General features: G+C 74.1%; 17 protein-coding genes. 9 read left to right on the top strand and 8 right to left on the bottom strand.

The genetic code is table 11. The features are described 5' to 3' along the window. The first annotated feature begins 20 nt into the window (after positions 1–20). The 3 genes from HS048_RS12790 (at position 21) to HS048_RS12780 (ending at position 4,461) form a co-directional block, all read left to right on the top strand. Positions 21–1,259: a (Fe-S)-binding protein gene (locus tag HS048_RS12790; protein ID WP_196467887.1), complete on the top strand. Its 1,239-nt coding sequence runs from the start codon at positions 21–23 to the stop codon at positions 1,257–1,259. Continuing rightward, positions 1,256–2,023 (top strand): IclR family transcriptional regulator, encoded by a 768-nt coding sequence (locus HS048_RS12785; RefSeq protein ID WP_307832450.1) that lies wholly within the window; start codon positions 1,256–1,258, stop codon positions 2,021–2,023. Before HS048_RS12790 ends, HS048_RS12785 begins: the two co-directional genes overlap by 4 nt. A gap of 305 nt (positions 2,024–2,328) precedes the next feature. Beyond that, positions 2,329–4,461, top strand: a complete 2,133-nt coding sequence (locus HS048_RS12780; RefSeq protein WP_196467061.1) for a hypothetical protein — start codon at positions 2,329–2,331, stop codon at positions 4,459–4,461. Here HS048_RS12780 and HS048_RS12775 read toward each other — a convergent pair. Further along, positions 4,436–5,380, bottom strand: coding sequence for an SPFH domain-containing protein (locus HS048_RS12775; protein WP_084008299.1), 945 nt, complete (start codon positions 5,378–5,380; stop codon positions 4,436–4,438). The two genes, HS048_RS12780 and HS048_RS12775, sit on opposite strands and share 26 nt — an antisense overlap. A 297-nt stretch (positions 5,381–5,677) precedes the next feature. On the opposite strand from HS048_RS12775, the gene HS048_RS12770 reads away from it, so the two are divergent. From HS048_RS12770 to HS048_RS12760, 3 genes are all read left to right on the top strand, one after another. Continuing rightward, the gene (locus tag HS048_RS12770) at positions 5,678–6,316 is read left to right on the top strand and encodes an RNA polymerase sigma factor (RefSeq protein ID WP_196467060.1); all 639 of its coding nucleotides are present in this window, start codon (positions 5,678–5,680) and stop codon (positions 6,314–6,316) included. After that, the gene (locus HS048_RS12765) at positions 6,313–7,374 is read left to right on the top strand and encodes a CU044_5270 family protein (protein ID WP_196467059.1); all 1,062 of its coding nucleotides are present in this window, start codon (positions 6,313–6,315) and stop codon (positions 7,372–7,374) included. Before HS048_RS12770 ends, HS048_RS12765 begins: the two co-directional genes overlap by 4 nt. A gap of 278 nt (positions 7,375–7,652) precedes the next feature. After that, positions 7,653–8,057 (top strand): PepSY domain-containing protein, encoded by a 405-nt coding sequence (locus HS048_RS12760; RefSeq protein WP_196467058.1) that lies wholly within the window; start codon positions 7,653–7,655, stop codon positions 8,055–8,057. Positions 8,058–8,184: 127 nt separating this feature from the next. Here HS048_RS12760 and HS048_RS12755 read toward each other — a convergent pair whose 3' ends face one another. Then, positions 8,185–8,751 carry a hypothetical protein gene (locus tag HS048_RS12755; RefSeq protein WP_196467057.1) on the bottom strand — a complete coding sequence of 189 codons (567 nt, stop codon included), beginning with the start codon at positions 8,749–8,751 and terminating at the stop codon, positions 8,185–8,187. Here HS048_RS12755 and HS048_RS12750 point away from each other — a divergent pair. The 3 genes from HS048_RS12750 to HS048_RS12740 all read left to right on the top strand — a co-directional run bounded on the left by HS048_RS12750 (position 8,740) and on the right by HS048_RS12740 (position 10,795). After that, positions 8,740–9,018 carry a sensor histidine kinase gene (locus HS048_RS12750; RefSeq protein WP_196467056.1) on the top strand — a complete coding sequence of 93 codons (279 nt, stop codon included), beginning with the start codon at positions 8,740–8,742 and terminating at the stop codon, positions 9,016–9,018. The genes HS048_RS12755 and HS048_RS12750 overlap by 12 nt on opposite strands. A gap of 216 nt (positions 9,019–9,234) precedes the next feature. After that, a complete protein-coding gene (locus tag HS048_RS12745) occupies positions 9,235–10,419 on the top strand; it encodes a transposase (protein WP_307832448.1) in 1,185 nt (394 codons plus the stop codon). After that, positions 10,397–10,795: a PepSY domain-containing protein gene (locus HS048_RS12740; protein ID WP_307832447.1), complete on the top strand. Its 399-nt coding sequence runs from the start codon at positions 10,397–10,399 to the stop codon at positions 10,793–10,795. Before HS048_RS12745 ends, HS048_RS12740 begins: the two co-directional genes overlap by 23 nt. 24 nt (positions 10,796–10,819) lie before the next feature. On the opposite strand, the gene HS048_RS12735 is transcribed toward HS048_RS12740, so the two are convergent. From HS048_RS12735 to dapF, 6 genes are all read right to left on the bottom strand, one after another. Continuing rightward, positions 10,820–11,500: an HNH endonuclease family protein gene (locus HS048_RS12735; protein WP_196467054.1), complete on the bottom strand. Its 681-nt coding sequence runs from the start codon at positions 11,498–11,500 to the stop codon at positions 10,820–10,822. Between the two features lie 307 nt (positions 11,501–11,807). Further along, the gene (locus tag HS048_RS12730; protein WP_229798036.1) at positions 11,808–12,170 is read right to left on the bottom strand and encodes a phosphomannose isomerase type II C-terminal cupin domain; all 363 of its coding nucleotides are present in this window, start codon (positions 12,168–12,170) and stop codon (positions 11,808–11,810) included. Between the two features lie 183 nt (positions 12,171–12,353). Next, positions 12,354–13,112 (bottom strand): SDR family NAD(P)-dependent oxidoreductase, encoded by a 759-nt coding sequence (locus tag HS048_RS12725; RefSeq protein ID WP_068896908.1) that lies wholly within the window; start codon positions 13,110–13,112, stop codon positions 12,354–12,356. A 114-nt stretch (positions 13,113–13,226) separates the two neighbouring features. Continuing rightward, a complete protein-coding gene (locus HS048_RS12720; protein ID WP_196467053.1) occupies positions 13,227–15,503 on the bottom strand; it encodes a tetratricopeptide repeat protein in 2,277 nt (758 codons plus the stop codon). 161 nt (positions 15,504–15,664) lie between these two features. After that, positions 15,665–16,423: a hypothetical protein gene (locus HS048_RS12715; RefSeq protein WP_230880821.1), complete on the bottom strand. Its 759-nt coding sequence runs from the start codon at positions 16,421–16,423 to the stop codon at positions 15,665–15,667. A gap of 68 nt (positions 16,424–16,491) precedes the next feature. Next, the gene (gene dapF / locus HS048_RS12710) at positions 16,492–17,298 is read right to left on the bottom strand and encodes a diaminopimelate epimerase (protein WP_196467052.1); all 807 of its coding nucleotides are present in this window, start codon (positions 17,296–17,298) and stop codon (positions 16,492–16,494) included. Between the last annotated feature and the right edge of the window lie 70 nt (positions 17,299–17,368).

The raw sequence follows: 17,368 nt of genomic DNA, 5'->3' as shown, positions 1-17,368 counted from the left end.
ACCCCCGCATCGGGCCCGGCATCGACCCCGGGTTGATCGGCGACTGCGTGCACTGCGGGTTCTGCCTGCCGTCCTGTCCCACCTACGTCCTGTGGGGCGAGGAGATGGACTCCCCCCGCGGCCGGATCCACCTGATGGGCCAGCACGTGGCGGGCACCCCGGTGACCGGCGAGATGGCGGGGCACTTCGACGCCTGTCTGGGCTGCATGGCGTGCGTGACGGCCTGCCCGTCCGGGGTGCGCTACGACCGGCTGATCGAGCAGACCCGGGCCGTGGTGGAGCGCGAGCACGTCCGCCCGCCCGCCGACCGGGCCGTGCGGGAGCTGGTCTTCCGGCTGTTCCCCTATCCCCGGCGGCTGCGGGCGATGCGGCTGCCGCTGCGGCTGGGCGCCGGCCTGCGGCGGCGGATCGCACCGGCGCTGGAGCGGGTCAGCCCGTCCCTGGCCGCGCTCGCCGACCTCGCCCCCGAGCCGGTACGGCACCGGCGGCTGCCGCGCCGGGTCCGGGCGGTCGGCAGGCGCCGGGCCACGGTCGGCCTGCTCACCGGATGCGTGCAGGGCGAGTTCTTCCCCCAGGTCAACGCGGCCACGGCGCGGGTGCTGGCGATGGAGGGCTGCGAGGTGGTGATCCCGCCCGCCCAGGGGTGCTGCGGCGCCCTGTCGCTGCACTCCGGCCGTCCCGGGCAGGCCGTGCGGTTCGCCCGGCGGACGATCGCCGCCTTCGAGCGGGCCGGCGTGGACACGGTCGTGGTCAACGCGGCCGGGTGCGGTTCCACCATGAAGGATTACGCCGGGATCCTCGACGGCGGGTGGGCCGACCGGGCCGCCGCGATCAGGGTCGCGGACCTGGCCGAGTATCTCGTCGAGCTGGGGCCGGTCGCCACGCGGCACCCGCTCCCGCTGACGGCCGCCTACCACGACGCCTGCCACCTGGCCCACGCCCAGGGGATCCGGTCGCAGCCGCGCGAGCTGCTGGCCGCCGTGCCCGGCCTGGAGCTGAGGGAGATCGCCGAGTCGGCGATCTGCTGCGGCTCCGCCGGGACCTACAACATCCTCCAGCCCGAGGCCGCCCGCGAACTCGGCGACCGCAAGGCGGAGCGGGTGCTCGCCACCGGTGCCGACCTGCTGGTCTCGGCCAACCCCGGCTGCACCATGCAGATCACCGCGGCGATCCGCCGCGCCGGCGCGACCCCGATCCCGGTCGCCCACACCGCCCAGGTCCTGGACGCCTCCCTGCGGGCCCTGCGGGAGATCGGGTGAGCGGGACGGGCGGCGCCATGGGCACGGTGCAGTCCGTCGACCGGGCGCTGGACCTGCTGGAGGCGCTCGCCGGGAAGGGCGGCGAGGCCGGGATCTCCGAGCTGTCCGCCGCGACCGGCCTGCCGTACGGGACCATCCACCGGTTGCTGCGCACGCTGCTGGCCCGGGGGTACGTGCGCCAGGAGTCCGACCGGCGCTACGCGCTGGGCGGGGCGCTGGTACGGCTCGGCGGGGTGGCCGAGCGCATGGTGGGCGCGTGGGCGCAGCCGTACCTGGAGAAGATGGTCGCGCTGTCCGGCGAGACGGCGAACCTGGCGGTGCTGGAGGGCGACTTCATCGTCTACGTCGCGCAGGTGCCCTCCCCCCGGCGGCTGCGGATGTTCGCCGAGGTGGGCAGGCGGGTCCTGCCGCACAGCACGGCGGTGGGCAAGGTGCTGCTGGCCGACCGGCCGACCGGTGAGGTGGCCGCGCTCGTCGAGCGGACCGGCATGCCCCGGCGGACCGCCAACACCATCACCGACCTGCCCGGCATGCTCGCCGAACTGGAGCGGGTCCGCGCCCGGGGGTACGCGATGGACCTGGGCGAGGAGGAGCTGGGCGTGCACTGCCTGGCCGTCGGGGTGCACGACGGCTCCCGGACGGTCGCCGCGATGTCGGTCTCCGGTCCGGCCGAGCGCATCGAGACGCTCGACCGGGAGGAGCTCGCCGAGGGCATGCGGCGGATCGCGGGCGACTTCGGCGCCGAGCTCGGCGGCTCCCTGTAGGACCGCCCGTCGGCGGATCTCCGTCGTCGGGTCCGCGCTGACGCATCCCCGTCGGCGGGCCTCCATCGGTGGGGAGGCGCTGACGGATGTCCGTCGGCGGGTCCTCGTTGACGGATGCCGGAGCGGGAGGAAGGGTCCGTGTAGGACGCGTCGCCGGGGCCCGCACCGCGGATCCCGGCGGCACGCCACCCGGGGAACCGGGAGCCGCAGGCCGGGGAGCCCGGAACCGGGAACCGCAGGGCCGGAGATCCGGCGGTCCCCGGCGGCGCCCCGCCCGCCGCGTGCCGAGCGAACGGAGAGACCGCATGTCCGCTCCAACCGACCCCACCGCCCCCGCGCCCTCCCCCGGCACGGCCGCGCCGGAGCAGCACCTGACCGGGGAGGTCCCCGCGCCGGAGACCGGGCCGGCCGCCCGGGAGGCGCCGCTGACGCGGGGGCGCTACCGGAGCGGGGGCCAGGGCCACCTGCTGGAGCTGCGCGTGGACGTCGACGGCGTCCGCCCGCAGCACCGGGTCAGCGGCGACTTCTTCACCACCGCCGGGGAGACGGTCTCCTACACCGGCTCCTTCGTCGTGGACTCCCCCGCGGTCGACGTCTCCGGCGGCCAGGTCGTGATCACCGGCACGGGCGCCTTCACCTTCACCGCGGCGGCCTCGCAGGTGCGGGTGAGCATCCCGCTCCGCCCGGCCCCCGAGCCGCCGGGCGAGGCGACCGTGCGCTTCTCCACGCCCGGTGGCAGGCCCGGCGCCGCCTACCTGTGCCCCTTCGTCTCGCCGTACTTCCGCAGCGTGCTGCTGGAGCAGGACTCGGTGGCCGGCACGGTGCCGTTCACCTCCTACGACACCGCCTCGCTGCCCGGTCCCGCGGCGGCTCCGCCGCGCGAGCTGACGGTCGTGCGGGCCTACGCGGAGGCCGGCATCGAGCTGCAGCTGTCGGCCGCCGCGGACGTCATCGCGGCCGACGCCGCCGGGACCGACCTGGTCTGGGACGACGCCGAACTGCACAACGCGATGGTGCGGCACTTCAGCCTGCACGCGGACGCGCCGCAATGGAGGGTGTGGATGCTCCTGGCCAGCGCGCACGTCGGCGGCTACCGGGGGATCATGTTCGACTACGGCGACGCCTGCCAGCGCCAGGGCGCCGCGGTCTTCCACGACGCCGTCAAGGGCTCGACCCCGCAGGCGCTGCGCGCCCAGCTCCGCACCTACGTGCACGAGCTCGGCCACGCCTTCAACCTGCTGCACTCCTGGCAGAAGAACCTGGCCGACCCGCCCCGGCCCCTCGGCCCCAACAACGGCTTCGGGGACCTGAGCTGGATGAACTACGTCCAGCACTACCGGCCCCTGTCCGGGGCCGGCGGCGAGGCCGCCTACTGGGCCGCCTTCCCCTTCCAGTTCACCGACGACGAACTGGTCCACCTCCGGCACGGCCACCACCGCGACGTCGTCATGGGGGCGAACCCCTTCGGGCGGGGCGCCGCCGAGATCTCCCCGGAGCTCTTCGACGAGCCGGTCGAGGACCGGTCGGGGCTCGCCCTGGAGCTGCGCGCCAAGGACGCCTTCGAGTTCGGCGAACCGGTGGTCGTGGAGCTCAAGCTCCGCACCACCGACCTGCGCGGCCGTACCACGCACGGCCACCTCCACCCGGCCACCGACTTCACGCACGTCGCGATCACCCGGCCCTCCGGCCGGACCGTGCTCTACCGGCCGGTGATGCGCCACTGCGTGGACGACACCGCCGAGGTGCGGCTCGACGCGGACGACCCGGCGATCTACCGCAGCGCCTACATCGGGCACGGCGCCGACGGGCACTACTTCGCCGAGCCCGGCGAGTACCGCGTCCGGGCGCAGTACCTCGCCGCGGACGGGTCGCGGATCGTCTCCCCGGTGCTGTCCGTCCGGGTCCGCCACCCCGTCGCCCGGGCCGACCAGGAGGTCGCCGAGCTGATGCTGGGCGAGCAGGCCGGCACGCTGCTGTCCCTGCTCGGCTCCGACTCCCCCGCCCTCGCCGCCGGCAACGACGCCCTGTGCGAGGTCATCACCCGGTACGGCGGGCATCCCCTGGCGGTGTACGCGCGCATGGTGCGGGGCGTCAACGCCGAGCGGGGGTTCAAGGACCTCGCCGCGGACGCCCGCCGGCTGACGGTCCGCCCGCCCGACGCCGAGGAGAGCATCCGCCAGCTGTCCGCGGTGGCGGAGGCCTCGGCGGGCGACGGCGGGGTCGACAACATCACCCTCAACATGGTGATGCGCCGCCTCGCCTCCGCCCAGGCGAAGAAGGGCGACCTGGAGCGGGCCTCCGGCACGCTCGACCGGATGGTCCGCACCTTCGAGGCCAAACGTCTGCGGCCCGCCGTGCTGGAGCGGATCCGCCGCCAGGCCGCGGCGGCCGGGGAGGAGCTCGGCGCCCCCGTCAGCGGCCACCGGCCGACGGGGTGAGATCCAGGTCGCTGCCCTGCGGGACAGGGACCACGGTGACCTGACCCTTCTGGATGGCCTGCCAGAGCACGGCGCCGTTCGGGCCGAGGACCTTGACGAGGTCCTTGATGGACTCGATCTCGGTGCGGACCTTGGCGTTGCGCTGGGCCTGCGCGGCGTTCTCCGCCTTGGCGGCCTGCTCCGCGGAGAGCGCGGCGACCAGGTTCTCCGGCGGTTCGGGCTTCTGGATGGTGAGCGAGATGTCGCCGCACTCACCGCTGCCGGCGTAGTTCTGGCCGCAGAAGTAGCCCGCTCCCGCCGCCTCCTTGATGAACTCCCGGGCGAGCTGCCCGACCCGGGCCTCCCACTGCTGCTTGACCTTCGGGTCGTTGAACAGCCCTCGCCACTCGAACTCCTGCGAGGCGGCGTCCAGCGCCCGGTCCAGCGGCACGCGCATGTAGATGCCGAGCATCCGCCGCCAGCCGTCCGACGACTCCCCCTCCTCCTCGAAGTAGGCGCGGAACTTCAGGCCGATCTTCTCGTGGAACTGCCGCAGGGTCCCGCAGTCGGTGTTCAGGGTGAAGGTGGCCACTCCCGAGACCTTCATCTCCACGTTGTCCTTGCTGACCACCGAGAGCGGCTGGGACTCGGCGTCCTCGGCCCCGGAGAAGTCGAAGGTCCGCTGGCCGAACGGGTAGGAGTAGGCCGTGTCGCCGGGGCCGAGCATGGTGGCTCCGCTGGACGGGTTGATGCACCGCTCGAACTTGATCGCCTCGAAGGTCCCGCCCGCGTAGTGCAGGACGATCTCGTCGGGCCGGGTGCTCACCCTGGAGCAGCCACTGAGCACGGCACCGAGCACCACCAGTGCACCGACGGCCAGCAGGAAGCCCTTCAGCAGCAGCCGGCGCCCGCCGGACCCGCCCCGCGTCCTGTCGCTCATCATGATCTCCTCGATCCTCCGCCTGTCGAAGAGCGGCCCGCTCGCGGACGCCCCCGTTCCGCTCCCGGGACCCTCGGGCCCGCGTGCGCCGCGGTCCGCCCGTCCCCCACGGCCCTTCCCCGCGCCCATCAGTACTTCCTTCATGCCTGCTTTGCCTGCAGCGGATCCTATTGCTCCCGTTCTGCGGATCCCAGAGGTGCTCCGGGAACCGGATAGCGTCCAGTGGCGGAGTAGGGGATGAGGGCGCGGACGCGCCCCGGGAAAGGACCCCTTTCACATGACTGGACGAAACGGGTGATGGCGCTGGCGCTCTTCCAGCGGGCCGGGACACCCGTCCCGCCCTCCGGCGCCCCCGGATCCGACGGGCTCGACGGGCCCGTCTCCGACGCGGCGCTGATCGAAGGGTCACTGGCCGATCCCGACGGGTTCGCCGGGCTCTTCGACCGGCACGCCGACGAGATCCACCGGTACGCCGCCCGGCGGCTGGACGACGCCTCCACGGCCGACGACGTGACCGCGGAGACGTTCCTGGTCGCCTTCCGCAAACGCGCCCGGTACGACCTGTCCAGGGCCGACGCCCGGCCCTGGCTGTACGGCATCGCCTCGAACCTGATCTCCGGCCACCGCAGGGCCGAGACCCGCAGGCTCAAGGCGCTCGCCCGTTCCTTCCGGCACGCCCCGGAGCAGGCCGCCGGCTTCGAGGAGCGCAGCGCGGAACGGGTGACCGCCGACCGGCTCCGGCCCGCTCTGGCCGCCGCGCTGGCCCGGCTGAGCTCCGCCGAGCGCGACCTGCTGCTGCTGGTGGCCTGGGCCGAGCTGACCTACGAGGAGGCCGCCGAGGCCCTCGGGATCCCGGTCGGGACCGTGCGCTCACGGCTCTCCCGGACCCGGACCAAGATCCGCCGTTTCCTGGACTCCCTGGAGCCGCACGCATGAACGAGGACGAGATCCAGCTGGTGGCCCGCATCCGGCCGGACGCGGCACCGTACGACCCGGCGGCGAAGGCCGCGGCCCGGCGGGGGCTGGCCGCGGCGTCCGCCGGACGGACGCCCGTGCGCTCCCTGTGGCGCAGACCCTGGGTGGCGCTGCCGGCCGGAGCGCTGGCGCTGGCGGTGGGCGTCACCGCCACCGTGCTGACCGGGGGTACGGGCCCGGAGCGGGGCCCGGTGCAGGAGGTCGTGGTGGCGCTGCCGCGGCTCGCTCCCATGTCGGCGAGCGAGGTGCTGGGCAGGGCCGCGCGCGCCGCCGCCCGGACCGATCTGGAACCGCGTGACGACCAGTTCGTCAAGGTCGAGTCGGAGACCATGTACGGCGCGTTCACCGTCGCCGGGGAAGGGAAGGGCGAGGAGTCGCGCCACCTCTACCGGACGAGGCGGGTGATCTGGCAGTCCGCCGACGGCACCAGGGAGGGCTCGCTCCGGATCGAGCACCTGGAGCCGAAGGCCTACCCCGGCTGGCCGATCCCGGAGAGCGCGTACGAGGAGGCCGGCACCGTCGACCTGCACCGGCTCCCGGTCTGCGATCCGGTCCCCGACCACCTGCGCACCGACCACGCGGCGGTCAGGCGGCTGCCGGCCGACGCCGAGGGGATGCGCGCCCACCTCTACACCGGGGACCGGGGCGGCGACTCCAGGGACGAGGCCGCGTGGACGCGGGTGGGCGACCTGCTGCGCGAGAACTACGTGCCCGCCGCGCAGCGGGCCGCGCTGTTCGAGGCGGCGGCGACGATCCCCGGGGTGGACGCCGTCGGCGACGCCGAGGACGCCGCGGGCCGCAAGGGCATCGGCGTGGGCCGGGTCGGCCCGGACGGGGTCCGCGAGGACCTGGTCTTCCACCCGGAGACCTTCGAGCTCCTGGGCGAGCGCGGCATCGTCGTGGACGAGAAGCGGGCCCAGTCCCCCGCGGGCAGCCTCGTCGCCTCCACCGCGCAGCTCTCGGTCACCGTGGTCGACGAGGCGCCCCGGGTCGAGGAGGAGGCCGCCGGCTGCGGCTGATCCGGAGCTCGCCCGGCGCGTACGGAGGCCATCACCGCGCCGGGTGATCGCGGTCCCGCCCGCCGGACCCTCCGGCGGGCGGGACCGGGCACGCGCGGAGGCGCCCCGCCGGTTCGCAGGGCGGCGGCAGCGCGCCGCCGGCTGGGACGTGCCGCACACCGGTGAGCCGTCCCCGTGGGTGCCCGTCTCAGGAGCGGGCGGAGGCGGTCCGGCGGCTCCGCCGAAGTTTTTAACGAAGGTCCGGCGCCCCCGCACCGTCGTCCGGGAAGGCATGATCCATGAGACAGCGCAGCATGTTCACCGGGATCGCCCTCACCGCCGCCGGGACCGCGACCCTCCTCTCCTGCGGAGGCGGCGCCTCCGCGACGGGCGTCGCGGACGCCGCGAGCACCACGAGCGGCCCGGGCGTCACGATCACCGGGGCCGCCGGTACCGCCGTCGGCCCCGGACGCACCGCGGCCGGTGCCTCCTCGCTCGCCGCGGCGGGCGTCACCTCGCGGCAGGCCGCGCAGATCGCCAGGGGGAAAGTCCCCGGCGCCCGCGTCACCAGGGTCAGGCGCGTGTGGGATCAGGGCATCTGGAACTGGCGGGTGGAGCTGGTGAAGGCTCCGTGGAGGTACGACCTCTTCGTCTCGGTCCGGAGCGGCAGGGTCGTCAGAATAAAGATCAACTACGGTTACTGACCGCTCCGGGCCGGAAATCCGAGATCGGAGCCTGGGACCCGAGGCGGTCAGGCGGCGCGCCGGACCCCGCCGGGTCCCGCCGGAAGCGCCCACCGCGCCACGCCGCCGGTCGTCCGCGTCGCCTCCGTCAGTCGTGGACGCGGTGGGCCGGCAGGCCGTCGGCCCCGCAGCGCACCTCGACCTTGACGTCGGCCTCGTCCGACTCGAACTCGACACGCGCCCGGGCGGCGGGGCCGCGCTCCACGTCGTCCACCTGGAAGCCCTGCGCGGGACTCCACGCCCGCAGCACGACGAGGCCGCCGTCGCATCGGGCGATCACGTTCCCGCCCGCCGTGGTGATCGCCCGGCTCCGGCCGGTCCCCGGCCCCGTGGCCGGAGGCGCGGAGGCGTCCTCCCCGGAAGTGGTGGAGGGGGTGGTGCCGGAGGGAGCGGATCCGGTCACGGGAGCGGAGGAGGCACCCGCGCGGAGAGGTCCGCCGCCGGCGACCTCGCCGCCCGGGCCGTCCCCGGTGGTCCTCCCGAGGTCCGCACGGTCGGCCTCGCGCTCAACCATCTCGCCGAGCGCATCACCGGACTGCTCGCCGAGGAGTGGGAGAACGCGGCCGACCTGTGCCCCGGCCCGCGCACCGTCGCGGTCTCCGCCGGAGACCTGGCCGCCTGCGCGGACGCCCTGCTCGGCAACGTGTTCGCGCACACCGACGAGGAGACCCCCTTCGGTATACGGCTGGCACCGGCGCCGGGCGGTGCGCTGCCGACCGTCGACGACGCCGGACCGGGGTTCGGCGCGGCCGACCCGCTGGGGCGCGGCGAGAGCGGGGCCGGGTCGATCGGCCTGGGCCTGGACATCGCACGCCGTACCGCCGAGTCGTCGGGCGGTGCGCTCGGCCTCGGCGCCTCCCCCGCGGGCGGTGCGCGCGTCACCCTGTTCCTGGCCGGAAGCGGACCTTTAGCCGGTTCTTAGCGCGGCCCTCTCCGAGGCCGCGGAAGCCTGGAGCCATCAGATCCTCCCGAGGGGACCGTCGCCTTCAGGCGACGGAGAAATCGGGAGCGGGAGGGCCGCCGAGGCCCGAGCGTGCCCTGACCTGTCAGGTCCGCGCATCATGGACGTCCTTCCCGGTTTTGCCGACGTCGGCCGATATCGTGGTGTTATTGTTACCGAACGTGATGGGAGGTGGGGGTGCGCAGGTCGCTGAAGTTCCTGCTGCGCCCCACCGCCCGACAGGCGGCGGCGCTCGCGGCGTGCCTGGAGGATCACCGGCAGCTCTACAACGCCGCTCTGGAGCACCGCCGCACCGCCTATCGCAAGGCCGGCGTGACGGTTCGGTACGGCGATCAGTCCGCCGACCTGAAACACGTCCGCGCCGATGACCCCGGCGGGCAGGGCCGCTGGTCGTTCTCCTCCCAGCAGGCCACCCTGCGCCGCCTGGACAAGGCGTTCGCCGCGTTCTTCGACCGGGTCAAGGCCGGGCGCACGCCGGGCTTCCCCCGGTTCAAGGGGCGCGGCCGGTTCGGCACCGTCACCTGGCCCAAGGATGGCGACGGCTGCCGGTGGGACTCCCAGCCCGAGCACCCGACCGCCACGTTCGTGCGGCTGCAGGGCGTCGGGCACGTGCGGGTCCACCGGCACCGGCCCGTGAAGGGCCGGGTCAAGACGATCAGCGTGCAGCGGGAGGGCAACCGCTGGTTCGTAGTGCTGTCGTGCGACGAGGTGCCCGCCCAGCCCCTGCCCGCCACCGGCGCCGCCGCCGGGATCGACCTGGGCGTGGCCTCCCTGGTGACCACCTCCGGCGGCGGGCACACCGGCAACCCGCGTCACCTGGCCGCCTCCGCCGACCGCCTGGCGGCGGCGCAGCGCGACCTGGCCCGCAAACAGCGCGGCTCCCGGCGCCGCCGCAAAGCGGCGGCCCGGGTCGCGGCGCTGCACGCCCAGGTCCGGCGCCAGCGCCTCGACCACATCCACAAGACCGCACTCGCCCTGGTCCGGGACTACGACCTCATCGTGCACGAGGCGCTGAAGGTCGCGAACATGACCCGCAGCGCGTCCGGCACCGCGGAGCAGCCCGGGCGGGGTGTCGCGGCCAAGTCCGGGCTGAACCGTTCAATTCTCGACGCGGGTTGGGGGGTGTTCCTGACGGTCCTCGCGTACAAGGCTGAAAGCACCGGTCGAGAGCTGATCGCAGTCGAGCCCCGCAACACCTCCCGCACCTGTGCCCGCTGCGGGCACTGCGCGAAGGAGAACCGCCTCACCCAGGCCGCGTTCGCCTGTACGGCGTGCGGGCATGCCGCGCACGCCGACGTGAACGCGGCGATCAACATCTTGAGGGCAGGGCTTGCCCTTCGTGAGGCTGCGAAAGCGGCTTAGCGAGAAGCCGCTCCCTTCAGGGAGCGGAGGAGTCACGAAGAAGACACACCTGATCGCCAGGATCACCCTCGCCGCCGTCGGCACCGCCGCCCTGCTGGGCACCGTCGCCGGCACCGCCCTCGCCTCGGGCGCCACCGCCACGGCCACCGCCGCAGGAATCGCGACGGCCCCCGCCGTCCCCGTCTCGTGCGCCAAGGCCGTCAGGATCGCGAAGAAGCGCGTCCCCGGCGCCCGCGTCAGCGAGGTGGAGCGGGAGTGGGAGCACGGCCACCGCGTCTGCAAGGTGGAGCTGGAGAAGGGCCGCTGGGAGTACGACGTCTACGTCTCCCAGCGGACCGGGAAGATCGTCAAGTTCAAGCGGGAATGGGACGACTGACGACGGGCCGGCGGGTGCGGGAGGTCAGCAGGCCTTCAGCACCCGCTCCATCGCGTCCTTCTCCGCGGAGGTCACCCAGAGCTCGTACTTGACCTTCACCTGGATCTGGCGCGTGACGTAGGGGCACCGGTAGGCGCGGCGCGGCGGCAGCCAGGTCGCCGCGTCCGCGGCGCTCTTCTGGCCGTTCAGCGGGCCGTCCACCGCCAGCAGGTTCAGCGGGTCGTTGGCCAGTTGCCTGCGCTCTTCCTTGCTCAGCTGCCGGGCGCCCTTCTGCCAGGCGTCGGCGAGCGCGACCACGTGGTCGATCTGCACCGCCATGCTGGTCTTCTGCCCGCGCTCGAACTCGATGGTCCTGCCGCTGTAGGGGTCGCGGAGGGTCCCGGTGAGCACGATGCAGTCCTGGGTGCCCTTCTTGAAGGTCTCCCCTTCGAGGTCGCGCTTGAGGATGTCGTTGCGGGTGTCGCACCCGTTGTGGTCGACGTCCGCCCAGGCGGGCCCGAACTCGTCCCGGTCGAAGCCGGTCATCGGGGCGCGGCCCTTGACCTCGAGCTTCTTCAGGTCCGCCAGGGCCTCGGAGGCCGGCTTCCCGCCTCCGGCCGGGGACGGGTCGCCGAGGGTGTCGCCGGCGGGCCCGCAGCCCGCCAGCGTCAGGGCGACCGCCGCGATCGCCACGCCCGTGGTGCTCCGGCCCAGCCCTGTCCGCATCCTGTCGCCACCTCTCACGGGGTACGGCTACCCCGAAGTGGCAAATCTACTCAATGCCAGTGCAAAAGCCTTGTCCCACCCTCGGCGTACGGCTCCGCATGCAATCGGACGGTTCCGCGAACAGCCGGACGGATCCACACACGACCGGACGGATCCCCGTACGGCCGGTCGGCCGGACGGCCCGGAACCGGGGTCCGGGCCGTGCGCCGCCGCCGGGACGGTCGGTCCGTTCAGGCACCGCCTCGGCCTTCGGCCGCGGCCGTGACCTCTTCAGGCAACGCCGCGACCCAGGCACCGCCGTGACCGTTCAGACGCGGCCGTAGGAGTCCTCGAGCCGCTCGATGTCGTCCTCGTCGAAGTGGCCGAAGGCGATCTCCAGGATGCGGATGGCCGGTCCCGAGGAGCTGAGACGGTGGGTCTGGCCCGCCCGGATGAGCACCCGGTCGCCGACCGAGGGGGTGATCCGCTCCCCGTCGATCTCGAAGACCGCGCCCGGGTCCAGGGCGACCCAGAGCTCGTCCCGGTGCTCGTGCCGCTGCAGGCTGAGCCGCTGGCCGGGCGCCACATCGATGATCTTCACCGTGGTCGGCTCGTTGAGCGTGTAGCGCTCGAACCCGCCCCAGGGACGCTCGTCCCGCACGACCGCTCCGAGCCTGTCGACTTCCAGCAAGATGTCCTCCGTCCGCTCCGTCTCGTCACAAGAACTCTCGCACGCGTCCGTGACGGATGAGCGGTGTTCACGCAACCGGATGATTAAGAGTAAGGGCTTTCCGCCCGAATGGATCTCCGGCCCGGGCGGCCCGCCGCCGGAAGATCTCTGGCCGGACCGTCCCCCGCCGGGACGCCTCCCGGCTCAGGTGGTGAGGATCCCGCCGTCCACGGGGATCACCGCTCCGGTGACGTACGACCCGGCGTCGCTCGCCAGGAACACCGCCGCGGCCACCAGCTCGGCGGGGTCCCCCGCGCGCTTCATCAGGACGCGGTGCTCCAGCTGCCAGGCCAGATAGCCCTCGGCGTACTGCTCGGTCATCTCCGAGGCGAAGAACCCCGGCTCCAGGCAGTTGACGCGGATGCCGCGCCGCGAGGTCCACTGCTGGGCCAGGTCCCGGGTGAGCCCGACGACCGCGGCCTTGGAGGCGCTGTAGGCGGCCTGCGGCAGGCCGGCCGTGGTCTCCCCGAGGATGCTGCCGATGTTGACGATCGAGGACCCGGGCCGCATCACCCGGGCGCAGGCCTGCGCCATCCAGTAGGTGCCGTGCAGGTTGATGTCCACCACCTGGCGGAACTGCTCGGGCGTCTCCTTCAGCGCGGGCACCGCCGTACCGACGCCGGCGTTGTTGATCAGGACGTCCACCGCGCCCAGCTCGGCGACCGCCGCCTCGACGAGGGCCCGGCAGTCCTCGGGCCTGGTCACGTCGGTGGCGACCGCCACGCACCGGCGGCCGGTCTCCTCGACCAGGCGCCGGGTCTCCTCCAGGCGGTCCTTGCGGCGCGCGCCGATCGCGATGTCGGCGCCCGCCTCGGCCAGGCCGCGCGCGAACGCGACGCCCAGCCCGGAGGAGGCCCCCGTGACGACGGCGACCTTGCCGTCCAGCCGGAACCGGTCGAGCATTCGATCCTCCTGACCTGCGGAACACGACACCGAATGATGTTCTGGAGCTGGAGAAGCATACCGCCCGCGAGGGAGACCCTCGCGGGCGGCACACCGTCTTCTCCCGCGGAACGCCTACAGGCCGTACTCCCGGGTGATGCGCTCGTGGCGCTCGGCCTCGACGCCGACCTCCCTGGCGAGGTCCAGCCAGGCCAGCGGGTGCGTCCAGCGCTCGGTGGCGTCGTCGAGCACCGCGTCCAGCTCGACCGGGGTGACGTTCGGCGGGATCGCGATCCAGCCGAACACCCCGGGCAGGGGCTCACCCGTGCTCGGGTGGGTCACGGTGTAGTCCTCGTCGCTGTAGACCCACATCGGCCAGCCGCGCTCGGCCATGACCTCGTTGAACTCGGTCCACTCGGCCTCGGTGGGGGCCGCGCCGTCGAAGAACCAGCTGGTGTAGCCGCCGGGGCGGAGCATGCCGACCGCCGCGAACGGCGGGATGAAGCTCTCCTGCTCCTCCGGGCTCTCCGGCACGGGCTCCAGCAGCGCCGGGTCGAAGACGACCAGGTCACCGGCGTTGTACTCCAGCCCCGGGGGCTGCGGCATCGCCAGGCGGGCCGTCGCGGGTCCGGTGCGCACGCTGACGACCGCGCGCTGGCTGCCGTCGGGGGCGGGCAGGACGATGCGCACCAGGCCCATCTCCTCCTCGATCGGCCCCTCGGTGGACTTCAGCGGCATGCCGATCTTCGCGGCGCCGGCGCGGACGGTCTCCCAGTCCTCGGCGGCGGTCGCCATGGTGATCATGCGCCAGACGTCCTCGGCCTCGATCTCCTCGGAGTCGAGGATCTCCCGCAGGATCCGGGCGCCCTTGGCGTTGTCGTCGAGCTGCTGCACGGCGGAGGCCCACAGGCGGCGCGCCTCGATGCCCGCACCGGCCGCCACGGCCGCCTCGCTCTCGGCCGCGGCCGGCTCCCAGCGCTCCCGCGCGCGGTGCAGCCGGGCCAGGGCCAGGTGGCGCTGGGCGGCCGGGAGCCGCTCAGCCATCTGCTCCAGGCGCTCGTCCTGGCGGGCCTCGACCAGCAGGCCGGTGATGAAGGAGACGTCCTGCTCGTCGGCGGTCTGGATGTCGCCGGACTCGACCAGCATGTCCCAGTAGATGTCCGCGCCCCTGGCCGGGTAGCCGAGGAAGCCGATGGTGGTGGTGTGCCGGCGGGTGGCCTCCAGGTCGCGGCCGGAGAGCGGGGCCAGCCAGCCCACCCAGCGCTCGGGGTCGGCGTTGAAGCCGTCGGCGGCGTCGAAGTAGCCGACGAGCTCGTCCTGCGGACCGGGGGCCGGGAGCGGGGTCACCGCGTCGGCCGCGGCGCGCAGCGCGGCGATCCGGTCGGCGACGGCCGACGGGTCCTTCAGCTCGGCGGCGGCGGACTCGGCCAGGTCGGCGAGCATCCGGGCCTGCCAGACGCCCTGCCGGGCCACGGCCAGGTCGCCGGCGACCAGGGCCAGCTCGATCCGGGACCGGTAGGCGCCCATCACCGCGAAGTAGTCGATCCACTGCTTGAGGACCCGGCCGAGCTGCCAGGTGTTGGTGATCTGCGCGGAGCCCGCGAGCAGGAGCACGGCACGCGACCACTCGACCCAGACCCGGGGGTGGTCGCCGACCACGTCGAGGTCGGGCAGGGCCTGCACGGCCTCCGCCTCCCGGCCCAGGGTGGCGAGCACCAGCGCGCGCAGCACGCCTTCGCGGTGCGCCTTGGCGACCGGGTCGTCGGGCTTGAAGCCGGTGGCGGCGTCCAGGGCGGTCAGCGCGTCCTGCGGGCGGCCGGCGGCGAGCAGCGCCCGCGCGGAGGCCGCCCCCAGCTCCCAGCTCGCCTCGCGACCGGCGGAGCCCAGCCGCTCCACCGCCGCCTCCGCGTGGGCCACGGCCTCCACCGCGCGCCCGTCGTCCACCAGGGCCGCGACGTACTGCTCGGCGAGGGCGGCGAAGGCGAGCGATCCGGGCTCGACCTCGGCGGCGGCCAGGGCCTCCAGCCGCTCGGCCGCGTGTCCGGCACCGTCGGTGTTGGCCTGCGCGATCACCAGCGCCTCGACCGCGCCGGGGGCGGCCGGGCAGTCGCGGACGTCCTCGCGGCGGGCGAACTCCACCAGGGTCCGCGCGTCGTCGAGCGCGACCACGCCCTGCGCGCGGTTTCCGATGCGGCCGATCAGGTGCCAGTAGCGGGCGTAGAACTCGAGCCAGGGCAGCTCCAGCTTCTCCGCCTCCTGCGCGATGGCCGGCGCCAGCACGTCGAGCTGCCCGTACCGGCCCTCCAGCGCCTGCGCGGGCACGCTGCCGATCGCCATGGCCAGACCGGTGTTACCGGCTTCGTGCAGTTGCCGCTGGGTGTCGCCCACCCAGGCCCAGATGTCCACGTCCATGGGACGTCAGTCTGCCAGCTCGGGGGGGATGACCCAAACGAACCGGCCGCCCGGCGGCCATCCCGCGACCGCCCCGCGGCCGTCCCGCGGCCGTCCTGGCCTCACCGGACAGGCCGGCGGCCGTCCCGCGACCGTTCCGGTCTCGCCGAGCGGATCGGCGGTTATCCCGCGACCGCCCTGGCCTCACCGAGCAGACCGGTCAGCTCCGCCGACTCCGCCTCGTCCAGCACCGCGAAGGCGGGCGCCATCAGCCGGTCGGTGAGCTCCTCGGCCCGCGCCCGGGCCCCGGCGAGCTCCGGTCCGGCCACCGGGTACGGCTCCGGCCACTCGAAGAAGCGCGCCATGGCCTCCCCCGGCATGTCGCCCAGCGGGGACTCGTGCGATTCGAGCAGCATGGCCTGCAGCGGGGTCAGCCCCTCGGCCAGCACCGCCACCGCGTGCAGACCGCCGCGCAGTTCGCGGAGCACGTGCATGAGCTGGGTCGCCCGGGCCGGGGCGTCGTCCGGCAGGGGCACGGCCCGCCACCCGGCGAAGAGCGGGGCGCCCGCCACCTCCGCCTCGGCGGCCACCCGCTCCAGCAGCTCCGTCAGGCGGGCGGCTCCGTCGAAGGAGCCGAGCCGGCGGCGGCCCCAGGCGTGGCAGGCCTCCGCGTAGAGCTCCACCGCCTTGTCCACCGGCAGCGACCGCCCGGCCTCCCAGTTGGCCCGGACGTGCCCGGCGGGGAAGAAGGCCACGGCGGAGCGGACCACGTCCGCGTCCACCTCGCCGAGCACGCCGCACCGGCCGCGGAAGTACATGGCCCGCCCGGCCAGCCCGGCCCGCTCACTCACCGCCTTGGCCTCGCGCGAGATCATGAAGCCGCCGCCGAGCTTCCCGATCGCCGCCTTGGCCGCCGCCGCCGTCGCCTGAGAGTCCACCATGGCACCCCTCCTGGGTTCATCGAAGGAACTCAGGATGACTCACCAGAACAACACTCGGCAAGTCCCGATCAGAAGGAGAGCTCTCCGGAGGCCACGAGGACGGCGGGACCGGCCAGATGGCTGGTCCGCCCGTCGAGGGTGACGGTGACCGTGCCGCCGAGCACCTCGACCTCCCAGCTGCCCGTGGTCTCCCCCGCCAGGTGCGCGGCGGCCACCGCCGAGGCGACCGCGCCGGTCCCGCAGGACCGCGTCTCCCCCGAGCCGCGTTCGAAGACCCGCATCACGATCCGGCGCGGGCCCACCGCGTTGATCAGCTCGACGTTCACCCCGTGCGGGAAGGCCCCGGGGTCGAACCCGGGCTGGCGGGTCAGGTCGAGACCTGCCACCGGGTCGCCGATGACACAGGCCAGGTGGGGGTTGCCCATGTCGACGCGGAGCCCGCCGTACTCCCGCCCGGCCACGGTCGCCCGGCTCTCTCCCAGTACCCGGGGCGGGCCCATGTCCACCGCCACGTCACCGGTCTCCGCCAGCCGCACCCGCTTGACGCCCGCCCGGGTGGCCACGGCGAACTCGCCGGCCTCCGCCAGACCGGCGTCGACCAGGTAGCGGGCGAAGACCCGCGTCCCGTTGCCGCACATCTCGGCCAGGCTGCCGTCGGCGTTGCGGTAGTCCATGAACCACTCCGCCTCGCCCGCCTGGTCGGCCACCTCCGGGCTGAGCTTGGTGCGCACCACCCGCAGCACCCCGTCGGCGCCGATCCCCGCCCTGCGGTCGCAGATCGCCGCCACGAGGGAGCCGGACAGGTCCAGCTCGCCCTCCGGGTCGGGGAGGATGACGAAGTCGTTCTCGGTGCCGTGGCCCTTCACGAAGCGCATGCCCTCACCCTATCCGCGCCCCGAGCCCCGCCCCGACGGGCTCCGCCGGTCCCGCAACCGGGCCTGGGAC

It is taken from the genome of Planomonospora sp. ID91781 (genome assembly GCF_015711595.1).
In the GTDB taxonomy this organism is placed as follows: domain Bacteria; phylum Actinomycetota; class Actinomycetes; order Streptosporangiales; family Streptosporangiaceae; genus Planomonospora; species Planomonospora parontospora.
This window is presented reverse-complemented; position numbering and strand designations above follow the sequence as displayed.

Excerpts from the sequence above, each read along its gene's own strand:
- HS048_RS12735 (WP_196467054.1), bottom strand. The coding sequence starts at position 11,500 with ATGCGGACAGGGCTGGGCCGGAGCACCACGGGCGTGGCGATCGCGGCG.
- HS048_RS12770 (WP_196467060.1), top strand. The coding sequence starts at position 5,678 with ATGGCGCTGGCGCTCTTCCAGCGGGCCGGGACACCCGTCCCGCCCTCC.
- HS048_RS12720 (WP_196467053.1), bottom strand. The coding sequence starts at position 15,503 with ATGGACGTGGACATCTGGGCCTGGGTGGGCGACACCCAGCGGCAACTG.
- HS048_RS12765 (WP_196467059.1), top strand. The coding sequence starts at position 6,313 with ATGAACGAGGACGAGATCCAGCTGGTGGCCCGCATCCGGCCGGACGCG.
- HS048_RS12780 (WP_196467061.1), top strand. The coding sequence starts at position 2,329 with ATGTCCGCTCCAACCGACCCCACCGCCCCCGCGCCCTCCCCCGGCACG.
- HS048_RS12760 (WP_196467058.1), top strand. The coding sequence starts at position 7,653 with ATGAGACAGCGCAGCATGTTCACCGGGATCGCCCTCACCGCCGCCGGG.
- HS048_RS12725 (WP_068896908.1), bottom strand. The coding sequence starts at position 13,112 with ATGCTCGACCGGTTCCGGCTGGACGGCAAGGTCGCCGTCGTCACGGGG.
- HS048_RS12715 (WP_230880821.1), bottom strand. The coding sequence starts at position 16,423 with ATGGTGGACTCTCAGGCGACGGCGGCGGCGGCCAAGGCGGCGATCGGG.
- HS048_RS12775 (WP_084008299.1), bottom strand. The coding sequence starts at position 5,380 with ATGAGCGACAGGACGCGGGGCGGGTCCGGCGGGCGCCGGCTGCTGCTG.
- dapF (WP_196467052.1), bottom strand. The coding sequence starts at position 17,298 with ATGCGCTTCGTGAAGGGCCACGGCACCGAGAACGACTTCGTCATCCTC.